General features: G+C 71.5%; 15 protein-coding genes. 7 read left to right on the forward strand and 8 right to left on the reverse strand.

The features are described 5' to 3' along the window. The first annotated feature begins 184 nt into the window (after positions 1 to 184). On the forward strand, positions 185 to 931 hold the full coding sequence (locus tag OG199_RS36435) for a hypothetical protein (RefSeq protein ID WP_405833065.1): 747 nt from the start codon (positions 185 to 187) through the stop codon (positions 929 to 931). Between the two features lie 85 nt (positions 932 to 1,016). Beyond that, complete coding sequence (locus OG199_RS36440) at positions 1,017 to 2,696, forward strand: peptide-N4-asparagine amidase (protein ID WP_405833067.1); 1,680 nt, start codon at positions 1,017 to 1,019, stop codon at positions 2,694 to 2,696. 160 nt (positions 2,697 to 2,856) lie between these two features. On the opposite strand, the gene OG199_RS36445 is transcribed toward OG199_RS36440, so the two are convergent. Beyond that, positions 2,857 to 3,312 carry a MarR family winged helix-turn-helix transcriptional regulator gene (locus OG199_RS36445; RefSeq protein ID WP_266697062.1) on the reverse strand — a complete coding sequence of 152 codons (456 nt, stop codon included), beginning with the start codon at positions 3,310 to 3,312 and terminating at the stop codon, positions 2,857 to 2,859. A gap of 115 nt (positions 3,313 to 3,427) precedes the next feature. Here OG199_RS36445 and OG199_RS36450 point away from each other — a divergent pair, with 115 nt between their 5' ends. Then, complete coding sequence (locus OG199_RS36450; RefSeq protein ID WP_356800433.1) at positions 3,428 to 5,227, forward strand: ABC transporter ATP-binding protein; 1,800 nt, start codon at positions 3,428 to 3,430, stop codon at positions 5,225 to 5,227. Between the two features lie 43 nt (positions 5,228 to 5,270). Further along, positions 5,271 to 6,122: an endolytic transglycosylase MltG gene (gene mltG / locus OG199_RS36455; RefSeq protein ID WP_401806167.1), complete on the forward strand. Its 852-nt coding sequence runs from the start codon at positions 5,271 to 5,273 to the stop codon at positions 6,120 to 6,122. 19 nt (positions 6,123 to 6,141) lie between these two features. Here the strand turns inward: mltG and OG199_RS36460 are convergent, their stop codons facing one another. The 6 genes from OG199_RS36460 to OG199_RS36485 form a co-directional block, all read right to left on the reverse strand. Next, positions 6,142 to 7,230, reverse strand: a complete 1,089-nt coding sequence (locus OG199_RS36460) for an NAD(P)-binding domain-containing protein (protein WP_405833070.1) — start codon at positions 7,228 to 7,230, stop codon at positions 6,142 to 6,144. A 74-nt stretch (positions 7,231 to 7,304) separates the two neighbouring features. Beyond that, positions 7,305 to 8,480 carry an LLM class flavin-dependent oxidoreductase gene (locus tag OG199_RS36465; RefSeq protein ID WP_356800436.1) on the reverse strand — a complete coding sequence of 392 codons (1,176 nt, stop codon included), beginning with the start codon at positions 8,478 to 8,480 and terminating at the stop codon, positions 7,305 to 7,307. Between the two features lies 1 nt (position 8,481). After that, a complete protein-coding gene (locus OG199_RS36470; protein WP_405833072.1) occupies positions 8,482 to 9,510 on the reverse strand; it encodes an ABC transporter substrate-binding protein in 1,029 nt (342 codons plus the stop codon). Positions 9,511 to 9,590: 80 nt separating this feature from the next. After that, positions 9,591 to 10,508 (reverse strand): ABC transporter ATP-binding protein, encoded by a 918-nt coding sequence (locus OG199_RS36475; RefSeq protein ID WP_405833074.1) that lies wholly within the window; start codon positions 10,506 to 10,508, stop codon positions 9,591 to 9,593. Next, on the reverse strand, positions 10,481 to 11,377 hold the full coding sequence (locus tag OG199_RS36480) for an ABC transporter permease (protein ID WP_401806158.1): 897 nt from the start codon (positions 11,375 to 11,377) through the stop codon (positions 10,481 to 10,483). The genes OG199_RS36475 and OG199_RS36480 overlap by 28 nt, the downstream gene beginning before the upstream one ends. A 151-nt stretch (positions 11,378 to 11,528) precedes the next feature. Beyond that, positions 11,529 to 11,612: a putative leader peptide gene (locus OG199_RS36485; protein WP_349817350.1), complete on the reverse strand. Its 84-nt coding sequence runs from the start codon at positions 11,610 to 11,612 to the stop codon at positions 11,529 to 11,531. A 122-nt stretch (positions 11,613 to 11,734) separates the two neighbouring features. Between OG199_RS36485 and OG199_RS36490 the strand changes: the two genes are divergently transcribed. Together OG199_RS36490 and OG199_RS36495 are read left to right on the forward strand one after the other, a co-directional pair. Further along, complete coding sequence (locus tag OG199_RS36490; protein ID WP_401806155.1) at positions 11,735 to 12,157, forward strand: secondary thiamine-phosphate synthase enzyme YjbQ; 423 nt, start codon at positions 11,735 to 11,737, stop codon at positions 12,155 to 12,157. Between the two features lie 215 nt (positions 12,158 to 12,372). Beyond that, a complete protein-coding gene (locus tag OG199_RS36495) occupies positions 12,373 to 15,747 on the forward strand; it encodes a pyruvate carboxylase (RefSeq protein WP_405833077.1) in 3,375 nt (1,124 codons plus the stop codon). A 249-nt stretch (positions 15,748 to 15,996) separates the two neighbouring features. Here the strand turns inward: OG199_RS36495 and OG199_RS36500 are convergent, their stop codons facing one another. Next, entirely contained in the window at positions 15,997 to 17,217 is a 1,221-nt protein-coding gene (locus OG199_RS36500) for a saccharopine dehydrogenase family protein (protein WP_401806150.1), read from the reverse strand. Between the two features lie 132 nt (positions 17,218 to 17,349). On the opposite strand from OG199_RS36500, the gene OG199_RS36505 reads away from it, so the two are divergent. Then, complete coding sequence (locus tag OG199_RS36505) at positions 17,350 to 18,060, forward strand: TetR/AcrR family transcriptional regulator (RefSeq protein ID WP_405834781.1); 711 nt, start codon at positions 17,350 to 17,352, stop codon at positions 18,058 to 18,060. Positions 18,061 to 18,163 lie beyond the last annotated feature (103 nt).

Here is an 18,163-nt window from a genome sequence, read left to right on the forward strand (position 1 = left end):
AAGGTTTCGGCCCGTCCGGCACGTCCCCGCCGCGATTCGCCCCGAGCGGGACGATGCCCCCGGTCGCGCACCCGGTCGCGCCCGCGTTCCGGGCTTCCGGGCCCGGGCCCGGAAGGCCGTCATGTGTCCAAGGGGACGGAGGGAAAGGGCTGTTCGTCCGATAAGTGGTGCGACGATGGAACGCATGCGAAACGAGGGTGGGATGCGTACGGGACTCGGCGCGGCGGTGTGCGGAGTCCTCGCGATGATCCTTTCGGCATGCGGCGCTCCGGCCGGAGGGGGCGGTGCGGCCAAGGGGCAGGGCGGGGCGGGCGGCAGGTCCGAACGTGCCCTCGCGGGCAACGTCGACGGCACGCGGATCCCGGGGGTCGGCGACCGGTTGCGGGCGCGCATCCCGTCCGACGCCCGTCAGGTCGTGGCCGTCTACGGCGCGGGCAGGGACTCCGCCGACGCGACGGTCGTTCTCTACACGAAGTCCGGATCCACGTGGGACACACAGCGCATGGGGAAGGCGCACAACGGGGTGAAGGGCTGGACCACCGACCACCACGAGGACGACAAGCGCAGTCCCGTCGGGGTGTTCACCCTCACCGACGCCGGCGGAGTGCTCCACGACCCGGGCGCCCATCTCCCGTACGACCGCTCGTCGTCGTACCAGGCCCCCCGCGGCTGGCCCAAGTCCTACTGGCACGACTTCGACTATGTCATCGCCATCGACTACAACCGCCGCCCAGGCACGCCGCCCGACGACCCGAGCCGTCCCCAGGGCCAGTCGAAGGGCGGCGGCATCTGGCTGCACCTGGACCACGGCAGTGGTACGTCGGCCTGTGTGAGCCTGCCCAAGCCGGCCATGGAGCGTCTGCTGCGCACGCTCGACCCGCGCCAGCACCCGGTCGTGGTGATGGGGGACAGGGCGGATCTGGCGGCGTAGGCACCCCGGCCGCCCTCGGCGTGCCGCGGCCGGCGGCCATGAGGGCCCGTTGCGGGGTGTCCCGACTCCCCGTAGAACACCGCACATGAGAAGACGGATCGTCATGTCCATGCTCGCCGGAGTGTTCCTCGCGGCGAGCACCTGCCTCGCGACGGGCCCGGTCTCGGCGGCTCCCTTACCGAGCGCCGCGCCTCACGCCCCCGTCACAGCCCCCGGCACTCCCGCCACCTGGGTTCACGCCCCCGCCCCCGCGGAGTTCGGCACCGACTGGCACGACCCCCTGACCGCCGCCCCGGCGATGTCGAGGCCCGTCACCAAGTCCTGCGAAGTGACGCTCGCCGAGGCACGGTTCAGTGACTTCACGCCGTACCGCGGGACGTACGCACCGCCCGACGGCTGCGGCGACCGCTGGAGCAAGGTCGTCCTGCGGCTCGACGGGAAGGTCAAGGGCCGCCAGTACGACCGGCTGGGCTATCTGCACGTCGGTGGCGTGGAGATCTTCCGCACGTCCACTCCCGAGCCCTCGCCGGACGGCATCGAGTGGTCCGTCGAGAAGGACGTGACGCGCTACAGCGACACGTTCCGGCGCGGTGGCGAGGTCGAGATGCTCATCGGGAACGTCGTCGACGACACGTACACCGGCGTCCTCGACGTGAAGGTCACGCTGACCTTCTCCGCGCGGGGGAGGGCCACGCGGCCGGCCGCGACCCCCGACACCCCCAGCCGTGTCCTCACCCTCCAGAACGGCACCCTCACCACTCCGCGCAACAGTGAGCGCATCGTCGCCGAGGTGTACGCGACCGGGTCCGGCGGCGGCTGCGAGGAGTTCTGGTACCTGACGGTGCCCGACGCGGCCCCGTACTCCTGCAAGGCGGCGGGTGGTCCCTACCGTGAGGTGCAGATCAAGGTCGACGGCCTACTCGCCGGCATCGCCGAGCCGTTCCCGCACGTGTGGACCGGCGGCTGGTCCAACCCCTTCCTCTGGTACGTGATCCCGGGACCGCGCGCCTTCGACGTCAAGCCGATCGAATACGACCTCTCGCCCTTCGCCGGGCTTCTGGACGACGGCCGTCCGCACCAGGTCGACGTGTCCGTCGTGGGTGTTGCGGAGGGGCAGAGCGGCTGGAGCGCCCCTGTCAACGTCCTCGTCTGGCAGGACGCGCGGCGCGCCCACCTGAGCGGCGCGCTCACCGAGGTCGCGGCGGACTCCCTCGCCAACAGCTCCTCGTACACGCCCGGTTCTCCGGAGCGCCTCGACACGGTAGGGGGCCACCGGCTCACGGTCTCCGGCTACGTCGACACCTCGCACGGCCGGGTGACGACCGCCGTCCGTCGCGTGCTCGCGAACACCTCCGTGCACCGGTGGACCGACGGTGAGGCCACGGACGGACTGAAGGCCACCTGGAGCGACGACCAGACGGTCACCGTCGACGGACGCGGGCCGGCCAGGGCGACGCGCACCCACCGGACGTACACGATGGACGGTACGACGACGCTCGGCCCGGACGACCGGCTGCGGACCGTGCTGCGGCTCGGTGACCGGGCGGCGGTGGACGAGGTGCGTGGCGGGCGCCGGACCGCGTGGTCACGGCTCGACGACAGCTATGACGGCGACGCGACGTACACGGCCGACGTGCCGCGCGATCAGCGGCACGCGGTCGGGACGACGAGCGAGCACTACTCCCTGCGCGGGTCCGGCGGTTGCCATGACCGCGTTCTCGTCACTGAGCAGGGAGTGCTGACGGTGGATCACCGGTACTGCTGAAGTCACTCGGGGCCGCTGACGTCGACCGGAACAGTCGAGGCCGAAGGCACGGCTCGAGGAGTTCACCGAGGGAGTCCGAGGGGATGGCGCGCACCTGCTCCGGCATCGCGGTGCCGGAGCGTGGGACCCGTCGTGTGCGCCGAGCCCTGTCAGCGGCCCCTCAGCAGCGCCGTTCCAGCCGGGGCATCCCGTCCACCAGTGTGTCCAGCAGCCCGCCCAGCACCTCACGTTGCTCGTCCGACAGCGGAGCCAGGATCTCCTCCGCGGCCGACCGGCGTGCGCCCCGCAGCTCCTGCAGTGCCGCGCGCCCCTGGTCGGTGACCTCGATCCGGATCACCCGCCGATTGCTGGGATCGGGGACCCGGCGCACCTTTCCGCTCGCCTCCAGGCCGTCGACCAGCGTGGTCACGGCCCGCGGGACCACCTCGAGCCGCTCGGCGAGATCGGCCATGCGCGGCGGTGAGCCGTAGTGCGCGAGCGTGCGCAGCAGCCGGGACTGGGCCGGGGTGATGCCCAGCCCGCGCTGCTCCAGATGACGCTTCTGGATGCGGTGCACGCGGCGGGTGAGCCGCAGCAACTGCTCGGCGAGGAGGCCGTCGGCGTCGGGGGTGGTCATACGGGAACAATAACAGGATGCGGTTCATTGTGAGTATAGGTAACAATGAGCTAGGCTCCGTGAGGCATCGTTCCTCACGTTTCCGTAATCGTTCCCTCACCTTCCGTAGGAGCCCATGCGCCCCGAGCAATCCACCTGGACCCCGTCACCCGCCGAGAGCGAACAGCCGCGGCAGGTGCGCCGCATCCTGAAGCTCTTCCGGCCCTACCGCGGCCGCCTCGCGATCGTCGGCCTGCTGGTCGGCGCCGCGTCCCTCGTCACGGTCGCGACGCCCTTCCTGCTGAAGGAGACCCTGGACGTCGCCATCCCCCAGGGTCGTACCGGTCTGCTGAGCCTGCTCGCGCTCGGCATGATCCTCAGCGCGGTCGTCACCAGCATCTTCGGCGTACTGCAGACCCTCATCTCCACGACGGTCGGCCAGCGCGTCATGCACGACCTGCGCACCGCCGTCTACGGCCGGCTGCAGCGCATGTCGCTCGCCTTCTTCACCCGCACCCGCACGGGAGAGGTCCAGTCCCGCATCGCCAACGACATCGGCGGCATGCAGGCGACCGTGACCTCCACCGCCACCTCGCTGGTCTCGAACCTCACGAGCGTCGTCGCCACGATCGTCGCGATGGTCGTCCTCGACTGGCGGCTCACCGTCGTCTCGCTGCTCCTGCTGCCGGTCTTCGTGTGGATCAGCCGGCGTGTGGGCAACGAACGCAAGAAGATCGCGACCGAGCGGCAGAAGCAGATGGCCGCGATGGCCGCCACCGTCACCGAGTCGCTGTCCGTCAGCGGCATCCTGCTCGGCCGCACGATGGGCCGCGGCGACTCGCTCACCAAGGCCTTCGAGGCGGAGTCGGACAGCCTGGTCGACCTCGAGGTGAAGTCGAACATGGCGGGGCGCTGGCGGATGTCCGTCATCGGCATCGTGATGGCCGCCATGCCCGCCGTCATCTACTGGGCCGCGGGCATGGCCATCCAGTTCGGCGGACCGTCCGTCTCGCTGGGTACGCTCGTCGCCTTCGTCTCGCTGCAACAGGGCCTGTTCCGCCCGACGGTGAGCCTGCTGTCCACCGGTGTGCAGATCCAGACCTCGCTCGCGCTCTTCCAGCGCATCTTCGAGTACCTGGACCTGCCCATCGACATCACCGAGCCGGAGCGCCCGGTCCACCTCGACGAGGTCAAGGGCGAGATCCGCTTCGAGGACGTCGAGTTCCGCTACGACGACAAGAGCGGTCCGATCCTCGACGGCATCGACATCACGGTGCCCGCCGGTGGCAGCCTCGCCGTCGTCGGCCCGACCGGTTCCGGCAAGTCCACGCTCAGCTATCTGGTGCCCAGGCTGTACGACGTCACGGGCGGCCGTGTCACGCTCGACGGGATCGACGTGCGCGACCTCGACTTCGACACGCTCGCGCGGGGAATCGGCGTCGTCTCCCAGGAGACGTACCTCTTCCACGCCTCGGTCGCGGACAACCTGCGCTTCGCCAGGCCGGACGCCACCGACGAGGAGCTGCGGGCGGCGGCGCGGGCGGCCCAGATCCACGACCACATCGCGTCGTTGCCCGACGGGTACGACACGGTCGTGGGCGAGCGCGGCCACCGCTTCTCCGGCGGGGAGAAGCAGCGCCTGGCCATCGCGCGCACCATCCTGCGCGACCCGCCGGTCCTCATCCTCGACGAGGCGACCAGCGCCCTGGACACCCGCACGGAACGCGCCGTCCAGGAGGCGATCGACGCGCTGTCGGCCAACCGGACCACGCTCACCATCGCGCACAGACTGTCCACCATCCGGGGGGCGGACCAGATCGTGGTCCTGGATTCCGGCCGCGCCGTCGAACGAGGCACGCACGAGGAGTTGTTGGAGCGGGAGGGGCGCTATGCGGCCCTCGTCCGCCGGGACGCCCAACTGGCGCCGACAAGATGACGATATGCCGGATTTATGGCTATTAGCGGGTTACCGTGCCCGCATGCAGATGAACACTCCGCCACGGAGCACGATTCGACTGACGCGCCGGGGCCGGGTCGCCCTCGTCGCGACCGGAGCCGTCGTGGCGGTCACCGCCGTGGCGGTGCCGCTGCTGATCGTCGGGGGCGAGAAGGCGCCCCGCGCGTCCCTCGTGATCCCGGAGGGCTGGCGCTCGGGCCAGGTCTACCGGGCCGTCGACAAGGCGCTCGCCCTGCCTTCGGGCGCCACCAAGAAGTCCCTGGCCAAGGCTCATCTGAAACTGCCCGACGTCGCGGCGGGCAACCCCGAGGGGTACTTGTTCCCGGCGACGTACCCGGTCGACGAGGAGGCGACGCCCGAGTCGCTGCTGCGCTTCATGGTCGACACGGCCGACAAGAGATTCCGCGGCAGCCCGATCACCGCGGGAGCCCAGCGCAACGCGATGGACGTCTATCAGGTGGTCACCATCGCGAGCATCGTCCAGGCGGAGGCCGCGACCAAGGCCGACATGGCCAAGGTCGCCCGGGTGATCTTCAACCGGCTTCAGCAGGGCATGCCGCTGCAGATGGACTCCACGCTCAACTACGCGCTGAACCGGTCCACGCTGAACACGACCGCGAGCGACACGAAGCTCAACAGCCCCTACAACTCCTACGAGCGCATGGGTCTGCCGCCCACACCGATTGCCAACCCCGGCGAGGACGCGATGCGCGCCGCGATCAATCCGACCCCGGGCGACTGGCTGTACTTCGTCACCGTCAAGCCGGGCGACACCCGCTTCACGGCCAGTTACGAGGAGCATCAGAGGAACGTCGCGGAGTTCAACCGGATCAACCGGGTGAGCGGGTCCTCGGCCTCGTCGTCGTCCAGCTGAACGGCGGCCGTGCGGGACGTCAGGCGTCGGCCGGCACTCCGGCCAGCAGCCGTCTGACGTCCCGTACCGCCGCGCGCCCGGCCCGGTTGGCGCCGATGGTGCTGGCCGACGGCCCGTAGCCGACCAGATGGATCCGCGGATCGGCGACCGCGCGGGTGCCCTCGACACGGATACCGCCGCCCGGCTCGCGCAGCCGCAGCGGCGCGAGATGGTCGATGGCGGCGCGGAAGCCGGTCGCCCACAGGATGACGTCGGCGGTCACACGGTGTCCGTCGGCCCACTCCACGCCGTCCGCGGTGATGCGGTCGAACATCGGCTGCCGGTCCAGGACACCGTCGGCGAGGGCCTGGCGGATCGCGTCGTTCAGCGGCAGCCCCGTCACCGAGACGACGCTCTTGGGGGGCAGCCCCTGCCGCACCCGTTCCTCGACGAGCGCGACGGCCGCCCGGCCGAAGTCCTCGGTGAACGGCCCCTCGCGGAAGACCGGCGGCTTCCGGGTCACCCAGGTGGTAGCGGCCGCGTACGGAGCGATCTCCATCAGATGCTGGGTGCCGGACGCGCCACCGCCCACGACGACCACCCGCTGCCCGGCGAACTCCTCGGGCCCGGGGTACTGCGCCGTGTGCAACTGTCGCCCGCGGAAGGTCTCCTGACCCGGATAGCGCGGCCAGAACGGCCGGTCCCAGGTGCCCGTCGCGTTGATCAGCGCCCGCGCCGACCACATGCCGTCGGAGGTCTCGACGAGCAGTCGCCCCCCGGCGCCCTCCCGGACGGCCGTCACCTCGACGGGCCGCCGCACCCGCAGATCGAAGGTGCGCTCGTAAGCGTCGAAGTACTCGGCGATGACCTCGGAGGACGGACGGGCCGGGTCCGCGCCCTCCAGCTCCATGCCGGGCAGCGAGTGCATTCCGTGCACCTTGCCGTAGGTCAGCGACGGCCACCGGAACTGCCACGCGCCGCCGGGACGCGGCGCGTGGTCCAGGACCACGAAGTCGCGCTCCGGCTCGAAACCGGTGCGCCGCAGGTGATAGGCGCTGGACAGTCCGGCCTGACCGGCGCCCACGACCACGACATCGACCGCGCGCGCCTGCGTCCCAGTGTTGTTCACGCTTCTACCAACTCGGCCGGAGCCGGAGATCTTCCCCCGGGTGGACCAGGTGTGATCCACCCGACGGGAGCCCCTCAGCGGCCGCCCGCGACCAGCAGCGGCGCACCACCCCCGGCCGCCGTACGCGGCAGCGACTCCGCGGTCCGAGGCAGCAGTCCCCGGGCGGCCAGAACCGGGATCACGCCCTCCCCGAACCAGTACGCCTCCTCCAGGTGCGGATACCCGGAGAGCACGAAGTGCTCGATGCCCAGCGCGTGGTACTCCTCGATCCGGTCGGCGACCTCGGCGTGGCTGCCGACGAGAGCGGTGCCCGCGCCGCCGCGTACGAGACCCACGCCCGCCCACAGATTCGGGGAGATCTCCAGTTCGTCGCGGGAACCGCCGTGCAGCGCCAGCATGCGCTGCTGACCCACCGACTCACTGCGTCCCAGCGCGGACTGCGCGGCCGCGACGGTGTCCGCGTCGAGGTCGTCGAGCAACCGGTTCGCGGTCGACCAGGCCGCGGCCGACGAGTCGCGCGAGACCGAGTGCAGCCGGATGCCGAAGCGGACCGTACGCCCCTCGCGCTCGGCCAGCGAGCGAATCCAGTCGATCTTCTCCCGCACCTGGGCCGGAGGCTCCCCCCAGGTGAGATAGACGTCCGCGTGCCGGGCCGCGACCGGCCCCGCGGCGGCCGACGAACCGCCGAAGAAGATCTCCGGCAGCGGGTCGGGCGGCAGCGCCGTCAGCCCACCCTCGATCCGGTAGTGGCTCCCGTCGAAGTCGTACGGCTGCCCGCTCCACACTCCGCGCACCACGGACAGGAACTCGTCCGTACGCGCGTACCGCTGATCGTGGCCGAGATGATCGCCGAAGCGCCGCTGCTCGGCGGAGTCGCCACCGGTGACGACATTGAGGAGCAGCCGGCCCCGCGTGATCCGCTGGTAGGTCGCCGCCATCTGCGCCGCGAGGGTCGGCGACACGACACCGGGCCGGAACGCCACCAGGAACTTCAGCCGCTCGGTGTGCTGGGCCAGCGCCACCGTTGTCAGCCAGGCGTCCTCGCACCACGTGCCCGTGGGCGTGAGCACGGCCTCGAAACCCAACTGCTCCGCGGCCTTGGCGATCTGGGCCAGGTACTCGATGTCGGGGGCCCGGACCCCGTCGGCCCGCCGCGCGCGGCCGACGGGGTTGGCCGCGTACGCGTGCCGGTCCACCAGGGTGCGGCCGTCGCCGCCGGTCGGCAGGAACCAGTGGAGATGGACGGTCATGTCAGGACTCCTTGTAGACGCGGGGCGTGGTGGTGGACGGCGGCAGGCCGCCGTTGAAGCGGGTGTCGACGAACGCGGAGAAGTCGACCTTGCGCGGGATGAGCCCGAGGCCGGTGAAGGTGTCCGCGATCCGCTGCTCGGAGGCGATGAGCGGCTTGTCCACGGCGACCGCGATACGGCTCGCGTTGGTCCGCTTCACCGAGGCGAGCGCCACCTCGTACGGCAGTCCGGTGTCCTTCGCCCACACCTTCGCCCAGGCGTCCGGGTGGTCGTAGACCCAGTCCTGGGCGCGCCGCAGCCGCCCCAGGTAGTCCTTGACGGCCGCCGCCTTCCGGCCGTCCCTGAGCGCACCGGGCGCGGCCACCTGGAAGTTGAGCCCGTTGACCACCCCCTCGCCGTCCGTCAGGATCCGGCCCCGCCCCGCCTCGACCACCTGCGAGGTGTACGGGTCCCACACCGCCCACGCGTCCACCCTGCCGCCGGTGAACGCGGCCAGCGCGTCGGCGGGCTGCAGGTACTTGACCTTCACGTCGCTCAGCTTCAGGCCTGCCTTCTTGAGCGAGGCGATCAGCTGATAGTGCGCGGACGAACCCTGCGCCACGGCTATGGACTTGCCCTTCAGCTCCTCGGGACGCTTCAGTGACGAGTTCTTCGGTACGAGGACGGCCTCGCCCTTGGACGTGCCGCGCCAGGCGGCCACCACCGAGATCTTCGAGTCGGCGCCGGCCGCGAAGACGGGCGGGGTGTTGCCGACGCCGCCGATGTCGACGGCCTTGGCGTTGACGGCCTCCAGAAGGGGCGGGCCGGAGGTGAAGGTCGACCACTTGATCTTGTAGTGGAGGTTCTTCAACTCCCCGGCGGCCCGCAGCACCGCCTCCGAACCGCCCTTCTGGTCACCGACGTCGAGCGTGAGGGAGCCCTTGCCGTCGGTTCCGGCGCCCGCGGCGGTGTCGGCGGCCGAGGTGCCGCCGCAGGCAGTGAGCAGCAGGGCCAGGGGGAGGAGAGCGGCGGGGGCGAGGCGTCGTCGCATGGCGATTTCCGTTCGGTCGGTCCGGGTGTGGGGGTGCGCGTGGGCGTCGCGCGGTCGGCGGGGTTGGGGGTGTGGGGCGTTCAGGACGTGCTGTCGACGCCCAGGCGCTCCAGGAGCTCGGCACGCAGAGCGGCGAAACGGGGGTCGGTGATGTCGCGCGGGCGGTCCAGCTCGACCTGGGTCTCGTACGCGATCGCGCCCTCGTCCATGACCAGGACACGGTCGGCGAGGAGCACGGCCTCCTCCACGTCGTGCGTCACCAGCAGGACCGCGCAGCCGCGCCGCCGCCACAGCTCGCCTACCAGTCGCTGCGCCGTGATCCGGGTGAGGGCGTCGAGCGCGCCGAACGGCTCGTCGAGCAGCAACAGGTCGGGTTCGCGCACCAACGCGCGGGCCAGTGAGGCGCGTTGGGCCTCGCCCCCGGAGAGCGTCTTGGGCCACGCTTCGGAGCGGTGGGTGAGGCCGACCTCGGCCAACGCGTCCTCGGCGACGGAGCGTTCGGGTTTGCCGGGCAGTCCGAGCAGGACGTTGCGCCACACCTTCTTCCAGGGCATCAGCCGCGGCGCCTGGAAGGCGACGGCCCTGCGGCGCGGGACGAGGACGGAGCCCTCGATGTCGCGGTCGAGTCCCGCGAGGATGCGCAGCAGCGTGGACTTGCCGCAGCCGCTGCGGCCGAGCAGCGCCACGAACTCGCCCGGCCGGACGTCGAGATGCAGGTCGTCGATGACGGCGCGGCCGTCGAAGACGCGGGTCAGGCCCTGGACACGTACGGCCGCGAGCGGCGCCTGCGCCGGTACCTGGGACCGGGACTGGACCTCCCCCGGTTCCGGCTTCTGTGTCCGCGGCTGTGCCGGCGGCTGTGTCGGTGTCGCCGCCCGTGTCGTCGTCGGTGTCGCTGTCTGTTCGGGGGTCGGTGCGGGCGTCTGCGTCTCCGCGGGTATGTGTGCCGCCGCCGCGGCATTCTCCGCGGTCACCGGCCCGTGAACGTCGGTCGCCATTGCAGCAGCAGCCTTTCGAGGGAGCGGACGATGAAGTCGGCGAGCAGGCCGAGGAAGGCGTAGACGATCAGGCAGACCACGATCACGTCGGTCCGCAGGAAGTCGCGGGCCTGCACCATGAGGAAGCCGATCCCGGCGTCCGCGTTGATCTGTTCGGCGAAGACCAGCGCGAGCCAGGCGATGCCGAGGGAGTAGCGAAGCCCGGTCATGGCTCCGGGCAGCGCGCCCGGCAGCACGACGTGCCGGACGAGCCCCCAGCGGGAGAGCCCGAGCGACTCGCCGGCCTCGATCAGCTGGGAGTCGACGCCGCGGATACCGGCGTACACGTTCAGGTAGAGCGGGAAGGAGACGCCCAGTGTGATGATGGCGATCTTCGGGGCCTCGCCGATCCCGAACCAGATGATGAACAGCGGGATCAGTCCGACGAACGGCACGGTCCGCAGCATCTGCACGCTCGCGTCCACCAGGTCCTCGCCGATGCGGAAGAGGCCGGACACGAGGGCGAGACCGGTGCCGATGACGGTTCCCAACAGGAGCCCGACGGCCACGCGTTGCAAGGAGACGCCCATCGCGTTCGTCAGCGAGCCGTCCGCGATCAGATCGGTGCCGACCCGCGCGATGGTGCCCGGCGGGGCGAGGATGCCGGAGGCCAGTACACCTGTGCCGCTGAGGAGTTGCCAGAGGGCGAGGAGCAGAAGCGGGCCGGAGGTGCGGCGCAGCCAGCGGGGGACGCGGGCACGGCGCGTGGAACTCGGGTCGATCGGGACGAGATCGGGCGTCGCCGGTGGACGCGCGGTGTGTTCGGCCGTTGCGGATATTCCAGGAATATCGGACTCGGAAGGGCCGGGCGGGGCATGGCTGATGGTCATGGATGCTCCACGGGGAGGAGAGCGGCCGGAGAGGGGGACGCCTGAGCTCCGCCGCGTCAGGAACCAGGTACGGGCTCGTGACGTGCGGGTGGGACGGAGCGCGGGCGCACCGGGAAGGGGGAAACCCGTACGGGCGAGGGGTGAAAGGGCGTCAGCAGCCGCGGCGACACGCGGCGGAGGCCACCCGTAGCAGGTCGATGTGACCGCGCGTGGTGAGCAGGGCTGAACGCAACATGCGGCAGAAAGTAGTCAGGTCGTCGTCGCCCGGTCAATGGTGTCTCGCGGAATGGACCTCTCGTACCACGGGCCGGCCGACCGGTCGTAGGCGCGGCCCGGCGCGCGGGTGAGAATCGGGGCATGTCCGATGCCTTCACCACCCGAGTCCTGAACATCACCACCGGTTCCACGGAGACGGTCGTCGACCTCACCCGTGACTGCGAGGCCTTCCTGCGGGAGGCGGCGGCCGGGCGCGACGGCCTGCTGAACGTCTTCGTGCCGCACGCCACGGCCGGGATCGCGATCATCGAGACCGGCGCCGGAAGCGACGACGACCTGCTCGCCGCCCTGCACACCCTGCTTCCCTCCGACGACCGCTGGCAGCACCGCCACGGCAGCCCGGGTCACGGCCGCGACCATGTGCTCCCCGCCTTCGTACCGCCCCACGCGACGCTGCCGGTGCTCGGCGGCCGACTGGAGCTGGGAACCTGGCAGTCGGTGTGTCTGGTGGACACGAACGTCTCCAACACCCGACGCCAGGTGCGGTTGAGCTTTCTGGGCTGATCGGGAGCGTCCCGGGAGGACCGCCGGACACGACGTCCGGCAGCGGCGGGCCGGGGCCCGGCCCGCCGCACGAAGATGATCTTCACGATGCCGCGGATGAGCGACCGGCCGGTGGTGATTCCGCCCAGGCTGTTCTTGAGCGGGTGTAGACAGGGCAACAGTCACGAGGGCGCCCGTCGGGCGCGCCCGTCGCGAACGTCAGGAAGGGACTGTGCATGTTCCGGAAGGTACTTGTCGCGAACCGTGGTGAGATCGCCGTCCGCGCGTTCCGCGCCGCCTATGAACTGGGCGCGGGAACTGCGGCGGTGTTCCCCTACGAGGACCGCGGCTCGCTGCATCGCCTCAAGGCCGACGAGGCCTACGAGATCGGCCGGAGAGGGCACCCGGTGCGTGCCTATCTGTCGGTCGAGGAGATCGTGGGGGCGGCGCGCAGGGCCGGGGCGGACGCCGTCTACCCCGGGTACGGATTCCTGTCCGAGAATCCGGAGCTGGCCCAGGCCTGCGAAGACGCCGGGATCACCTTCATCGGCCCCAGCGCCGACGTACTGGAGCTGACCGGGAACAAGGCGCGCGCGGTCGCCGCGGCCCGCGCGGCGGGCGTCCCGGTCCTGGGATCGTCGCAGCCGTCGACCGACATGGACGAGCTGACGGCCGCCGCGCGGGACGTCGGCTTCCCGCTGTTCGTCAAGGCGGTCGCCGGCGGCGGCGGACGCGGCATGCGGCGCGTGGACGAACCGGCGCACCTGCGTGAGGCGATCGAGGCTGCGTCCCGCGAGGCCGAGTCCGCCTTCGGCGACGCGACGGTGTTCCTGGAGAAGGCCGTCGTCGACCCCCGCCACATCGAGGTGCAGATCCTCGCGGACGGCGACGGTAACGTCATCCACCTCTTCGAGCGGGACTGCTCGGTGCAGCGGCGCCATCAGAAGGTCGTCGAACTGGCCCCGGCACCCAACCTCGACCCCGCGCTCCGGGACCGCATCTGCGCCGACGCGGTCGCCTTCGCGCAGAGCATCGGCTACCGCAACGCCGGCACCGTCGAGTTCCTCCTCGACCGGGACGGCAACCACGTCTTCATCGAGATGAACCCGCGCATCCAGGTCGAGCACACGGTGACCGAGGAGGTCACCGACGTCGACCTGGTCCAGGCGCAACTGCGCATCGCCTCCGGCGAGACCCTGGCCGACCTCGGCCTCGCGCAGGACCGGATCCAGCTGCGGGGTGCCGCACTGCAGTGCCGGATCACCAGCGAGGACCCGGCCAACGGGTTCCGGCCCGACACCGGCACCATCAGCGCGTACCGCTCACCGGGCGGTTCCGGAATCCGGCTGGACGGCGGCACCGCCTTCGTCGGCTCGGAGATCAGCGCCCACTTCGACTCCATGTTGGTGAAACTGACCTGCCGGGGACGCGACTTCGCCACCGCGGTGCGGCGTGCCCGGCGTGCGGTGGCCGAGTTCCGCATCCGCGGCGTGGCCACGAACATTCCGTTCCTGCAGGCGGTCCTCGACGACCCTGACTTCCAGGAGGGGAGGGTCACCACCTCGTTCATCGAGGAACGCCCCCATCTCCTGACGGCGCGCCACTCCGCCGACCGCGGCACCCGCATGCTCACCTACCTCGCCGACGTCACGGTCAACAAGCCGCACGGCGAGCGCCCGCACCTGATCGACCCCATCACCAAACTGCCGGACATCGCCACCGGGCCGCCGCCCGCCGGGTCGAAGCAGCGGCTGACCGAGCTCGGGCCGGAGGGCTTCGCGCGGTGGCTGCGGGAGTCGACCTCGGTGGCCGTCACCGACACCACCTTCCGGGACGCCCACCAGTCGCTGCTGGCCACCCGGGTGCGGACGAAGGACCTGCTGGCCGTCGCCCCCGCCGTGGCCCAGACGCTGCCGCAGCTGCTCTCGCTGGAGTGCTGGGGCGGCGCCACCTACGACGTCGCCCTGCGCTTCCTCTCCGAGGACCCGTGGGACCGTCTCGCCCGGCTGCGCGAGGCGGTGCCCAACCTCTGCCTGCAGATGCTGCTGCGCGGCCGCAACACGGTCGGCTACACCCCCTACCCCACGGAGGTCACGACCGCCTTCGTCGAGGAGGCCACCCGCACGGGCATCGACATCTTCCGCATCTTCGACGCGCTCAACGACGTCGGACAGATGCGACCCGCGATCGACGCCGTGCGCGAGACCGGATCGGCCGTCGCCGAGGTGGCCCTGTGCTACACCTCGGATCTGTCGGACCCGGCCGAGAAGCTCTACACCCTCGACTACTACCTCCGGCTGGCCGAGCAGATCGTCGACGCCGGCGCACACGTCCTGGCGATCAAGGACATGGCCGGACTGCTCCGGGCACCGGCCGCCGCGAAGCTGGTGACCGCGCTGCGCAGGGAGTTCGACCTGCCCGTCCACCTGCACACCCACGACACGGCCGGCGGCCAACTGGCCACCTACCTCGCCGCGATCGACGCGGGCGCGGACGCCGTGGACGGAGCGGTGGCCTCCATGGCGGGCACCACCTCGCAGCCGTCGCTGTCCGCGATCGTCGCGGCCACCGACCACTCGGCGCGGCCGACCGGACTGAGCCTGCGGGCGGTCGGCGACCTCGAACCGTACTGGGAGATCGTCCGCAGGATCTACGCGCCGTTCGAGGCCGGCCTGGCCTCGCCCACCGGACGCGTCTACGACCACGAGATCCCCGGCGGTCAGCTGTCCAACCTGCGTGTCCAGGCACGGGAACTGGGCCTCGGCGACCGCTTCGAGGACATCGAGGCGATGTACGCCGCCGCCGACCGGATGCTCGGCCGCCTGGTCAAGGTCACGCCGTCGTCCAAGGTGGTCGGCGATCTCGCCCTGCACCTCGTCGGCGCGGGTGTCCCGCACGAGCGGTTCGCGGCCGATCCCGGCGCGTACGACATCCCGGACTCCGTGATCGGGTTCCTGCGCGGCGAGTTGGGCGACCCGCCCGGCGGCTGGCCGGAGCCATTCCGCAGCAAGGCGCTCAAGGGCCGCGCCGCGCCCAGGCCGGTCGTCGAACTGTCCGGCGAGGACCGCGACGGACTGGAGAAGGACCGGCGGGCGACCCTCAACCGGCTGCTGTTCCCCGGGCCGGCGAAGGAGTTCGAGGCACACCGCGACGCCTACGGCGACACCGGCGTCCTGCCGAGCAAGGACTTCTTCTACGGTCTGCGGCCGGGGGAGGAGCACGAGGTGGACCTCGACCCCGGGGTGCGGCTCCTCATCGTCCTGGAGGCGATCGGCGAAGCGGACGAGCGCGGCATGCGCACCGTGATGGCCACGCTCAACGGCCAGCTCCGGCCGATCCAGGTGCGTGACCGCTCGGTGGCTTCGGACCTGCCGGCGGCGGAGAAGGCCGACAAGTCCGACCCGAAGCACGTCGCCGCGCCGTTCGCCGGAGTGGTGACACTGTCGGTCGCGGCCGGGGACGCCGTCGAGGCGGGCGCGACCATCGCGACGATCGAGGCGATGAAGATGGAGGCCGCCATCACCGCCCCGGTCGCCGGCACGGTGGGACGACTGGCCATCAACTCCGTGCAGCAGGTCGAGGCGGGCGATCTCCTGATGGTGATCGCCTAGAAACCGCCGGAGCCGGCCGGAGCCCGCCGGGCACCGTGGACACCGCGAGGGCGATCACCCGGGTCCCGGAGCCGTGCGTCACCCGGCCGGCTTCGGGACGCGGGGACTTCGGGGCTCCGGGACGTCGGGGGCGCGTGGCAAGCGGCCGGGCAGCCGAGCGGCGAAACCGTCGGCTGCCCGTTGCCCGTTGCCCGACGCTCGCCCGCACGCTCGCCCGCAGGCACGGAGTCGCCGGGCGGCCGGGGCCGGTCACTGCTCCCGTATGCCCCACGGCGAGCCGTACGCGGTGAGCAGGTCGAGGAAGGGACGGGCGGGGAACGCCTCCGGGCCGAGGACTCCCGAGCCGGTCCACGCACCCGTGGCCAGGAGTTCGAGGGCCACGACCGGGTTGACGGCCGTCTGCCACACCACCGCCTGGGAACCGTACTCGGCCATCGACCACTGGTTGTCGACCACGTGGTAGAGGTAGACCTCGCGCGGCGCGCCGTTCTTGGTGCCGCGCACCCAGGTGCCCGCGCAGGTCTTGCCGTGCATGCGCTCGCCGAGCGTCGCCGGGTCCGGCAGACAGGCGGCCACGACGTCCCGGGGCGACACGCCCACCGGGCCCGCGGCACTCGGCACGGTCACCGGGTCCGTGCGGTCGAGGCCCAGCAGGTGCAGCGTCCTGAGAGTCTGGATGAACTCCTCGCCCAGGCCGTACTTGAAGGTCACGCGCCGCGCGTCGATCCAGCGGGGGACGAGCAGCACCTCCTCGTGCTCCACGTTCACGCACTCCACCGGACCGATGCCCTCGGGGAAGTCGAAGACCTCCGGCTCGCTGAACGGCGCGGTCGTGAACCAGCCGCGGTCCGCCTCGTAGACGACCGGCGGGTTGAGGCACTCCTCGATGGTGGTCCAGATGCTGAAGGACGGGGCGAAGTCATAGCCGTCGACGGTGAGGTTCGCGCCGTCGCGGATGCCGATCTCCTCGATCTCGTCGAAGAGTTCGTCGGCCGCGTACCGCGCGAAGACATCGGAGAGCCCCGGCTCCACACCCATGCCGACGAGGGCCAGCGCGCCCGCCTTCTCCCAGTCGGCGGCCTGCGCGAACTGCGCGTCCCCGAGCATGACCCCGCACTCGTCGTACGGCCTGTCGGGATGCGGGCGCGACAGGGACATCGCCATGTCGAGGTAGGTGGCGCCGGCCGCTCGCGCCGCCTGGAAGAGGGGCATCACGAACCGGGGATCGGTGGCGTTGAGCAGGACGTCGCACCCGTGCCGGCTCAGCAGCGCGGTCACCGCGCCCTGGTCGGAGGCGTCGACGCGCTCGGCACGGAAGCGGCCCGCGGCGTCCGGGAGGGCGGCGACCGCGGCCTCGGCGCGGCTCAGGTCGTAGTCGGCCACGACCATCTCGTCGAAGAACGGACGACGGGCCGCGATCCGGGTGATGGCGGTGCCCACACCGCCGGCTCCCACAAGCAGAACACGCATGACACGGACTTCCTCTCTGCGGAGAAGGGACGTGCCCGCACGGACCGGAGACGCGGCGCCCCTGGCGGGAGATCCAACGCCGGGTGCTCGGATAAGGTCAATGGTGTTGGCATAAGGGTCGGGGAGGTGGCGGTGCCGAAAGCGGTGGTGCCCGAGGAGAAGCGGCGGCGGCGTCGTCCCACCAGGGGCGGCACCGTGCTGTCCGAGCGGCTCATCGTCGAGACCGCCCTGCGGATGCTGCGGGAGCACGGCAGCGCGGGACTCACCGCCCGCCGTCTCGGCCTGGCCCTGGACGCCGATCCCAGCACCCTCTACCGGTACTTCCGCGGTATGGACGACCTGACGCTCGCGATCGGCGACGCCCTGATCGGGCAGGCCCTGGACGGCTGGCAGCCCACGGGGGAGTGGCGGGCGGACCTGCGCGGCCTCGGGCTGCGTATCCACGCCGTGTACGTCGGGCATCCGCAGGCGGCGCTGCTGACCGCGAACCGGGTCACCGGCCGGGCCCACGAACTGGCGGCCGACGAGGCCATCCTCGACGTCCTGCGCACCGCGGGGTTCCCGCTGCCGGACACCGTACGGATCTACCAGGCCTTCATCGACCAGACGCTGGCCTTCGCCGCGCTCGACGCCGCCTCGCTGGCGCTGCCGCGCGAGAGCCGCAGCGCCGACGAGGACATGTGGCGTTCGACGTACGCCCGGCTGCCGCGCGCCACCCATCCGCGGATCGCGGAGGCGGCGCCCCTCCTGGCCACCCGCATGGTCGACAGCGCCTATCCCACGGCCCTGGAGATGCTGCTGGACAGCGCCGCGGCGCAGTGGGAGACGCTGCGCTGCCGGTGACGGCGGTCGGCCGGCGCCGGGCGGTGCCGTGCGGGTACGGTCCCTGCCCGGGGGCAAGGGGTAGGGAGGCGGCGGCTCGAGCGGGCCGGGCGAGCCGGACGGA

The organism is Streptomyces sp. NBC_01176 (genome assembly GCF_045039825.1).
GTDB lineage: Bacteria > Actinomycetota > Actinomycetes > Streptomycetales > Streptomycetaceae > Streptomyces.

Excerpts from the sequence above, each read along its gene's own strand:
- OG199_RS36485 (WP_349817350.1), bottom strand. The coding sequence starts at position 11,612 with ATGTTGCGTTCAGCCCTGCTCACCACGCGCGGTCACATCGACCTGCTA.
- OG199_RS36495 (WP_405833077.1), top strand. The coding sequence starts at position 12,373 with ATGTTCCGGAAGGTACTTGTCGCGAACCGTGGTGAGATCGCCGTCCGC.
- OG199_RS36480 (WP_401806158.1), bottom strand. The coding sequence starts at position 11,377 with ATGACCATCAGCCATGCCCCGCCCGGCCCTTCCGAGTCCGATATTCCT.
- OG199_RS36490 (WP_401806155.1), top strand. The coding sequence starts at position 11,735 with ATGTCCGATGCCTTCACCACCCGAGTCCTGAACATCACCACCGGTTCC.
- OG199_RS36470 (WP_405833072.1), bottom strand. The coding sequence starts at position 9,510 with ATGCGACGACGCCTCGCCCCCGCCGCTCTCCTCCCCCTGGCCCTGCTG.
- mltG (WP_401806167.1), top strand. The coding sequence starts at position 5,271 with ATGCAGATGAACACTCCGCCACGGAGCACGATTCGACTGACGCGCCGG.
- OG199_RS36435 (WP_405833065.1), top strand. The coding sequence starts at position 185 with ATGCGAAACGAGGGTGGGATGCGTACGGGACTCGGCGCGGCGGTGTGC.
- OG199_RS36440 (WP_405833067.1), top strand. The coding sequence starts at position 1,017 with ATGAGAAGACGGATCGTCATGTCCATGCTCGCCGGAGTGTTCCTCGCG.
- OG199_RS36445 (WP_266697062.1), bottom strand. The coding sequence starts at position 3,312 with ATGACCACCCCCGACGCCGACGGCCTCCTCGCCGAGCAGTTGCTGCGG.
- OG199_RS36475 (WP_405833074.1), bottom strand. The coding sequence starts at position 10,508 with ATGGCGACCGACGTTCACGGGCCGGTGACCGCGGAGAATGCCGCGGCG.
- OG199_RS36500 (WP_401806150.1), bottom strand. The coding sequence starts at position 17,217 with ATGCGTGTTCTGCTTGTGGGAGCCGGCGGTGTGGGCACCGCCATCACC.
- OG199_RS36450 (WP_356800433.1), top strand. The coding sequence starts at position 3,428 with ATGCGCCCCGAGCAATCCACCTGGACCCCGTCACCCGCCGAGAGCGAA.
- OG199_RS36465 (WP_356800436.1), bottom strand. The coding sequence starts at position 8,480 with ATGACCGTCCATCTCCACTGGTTCCTGCCGACCGGCGGCGACGGCCGC.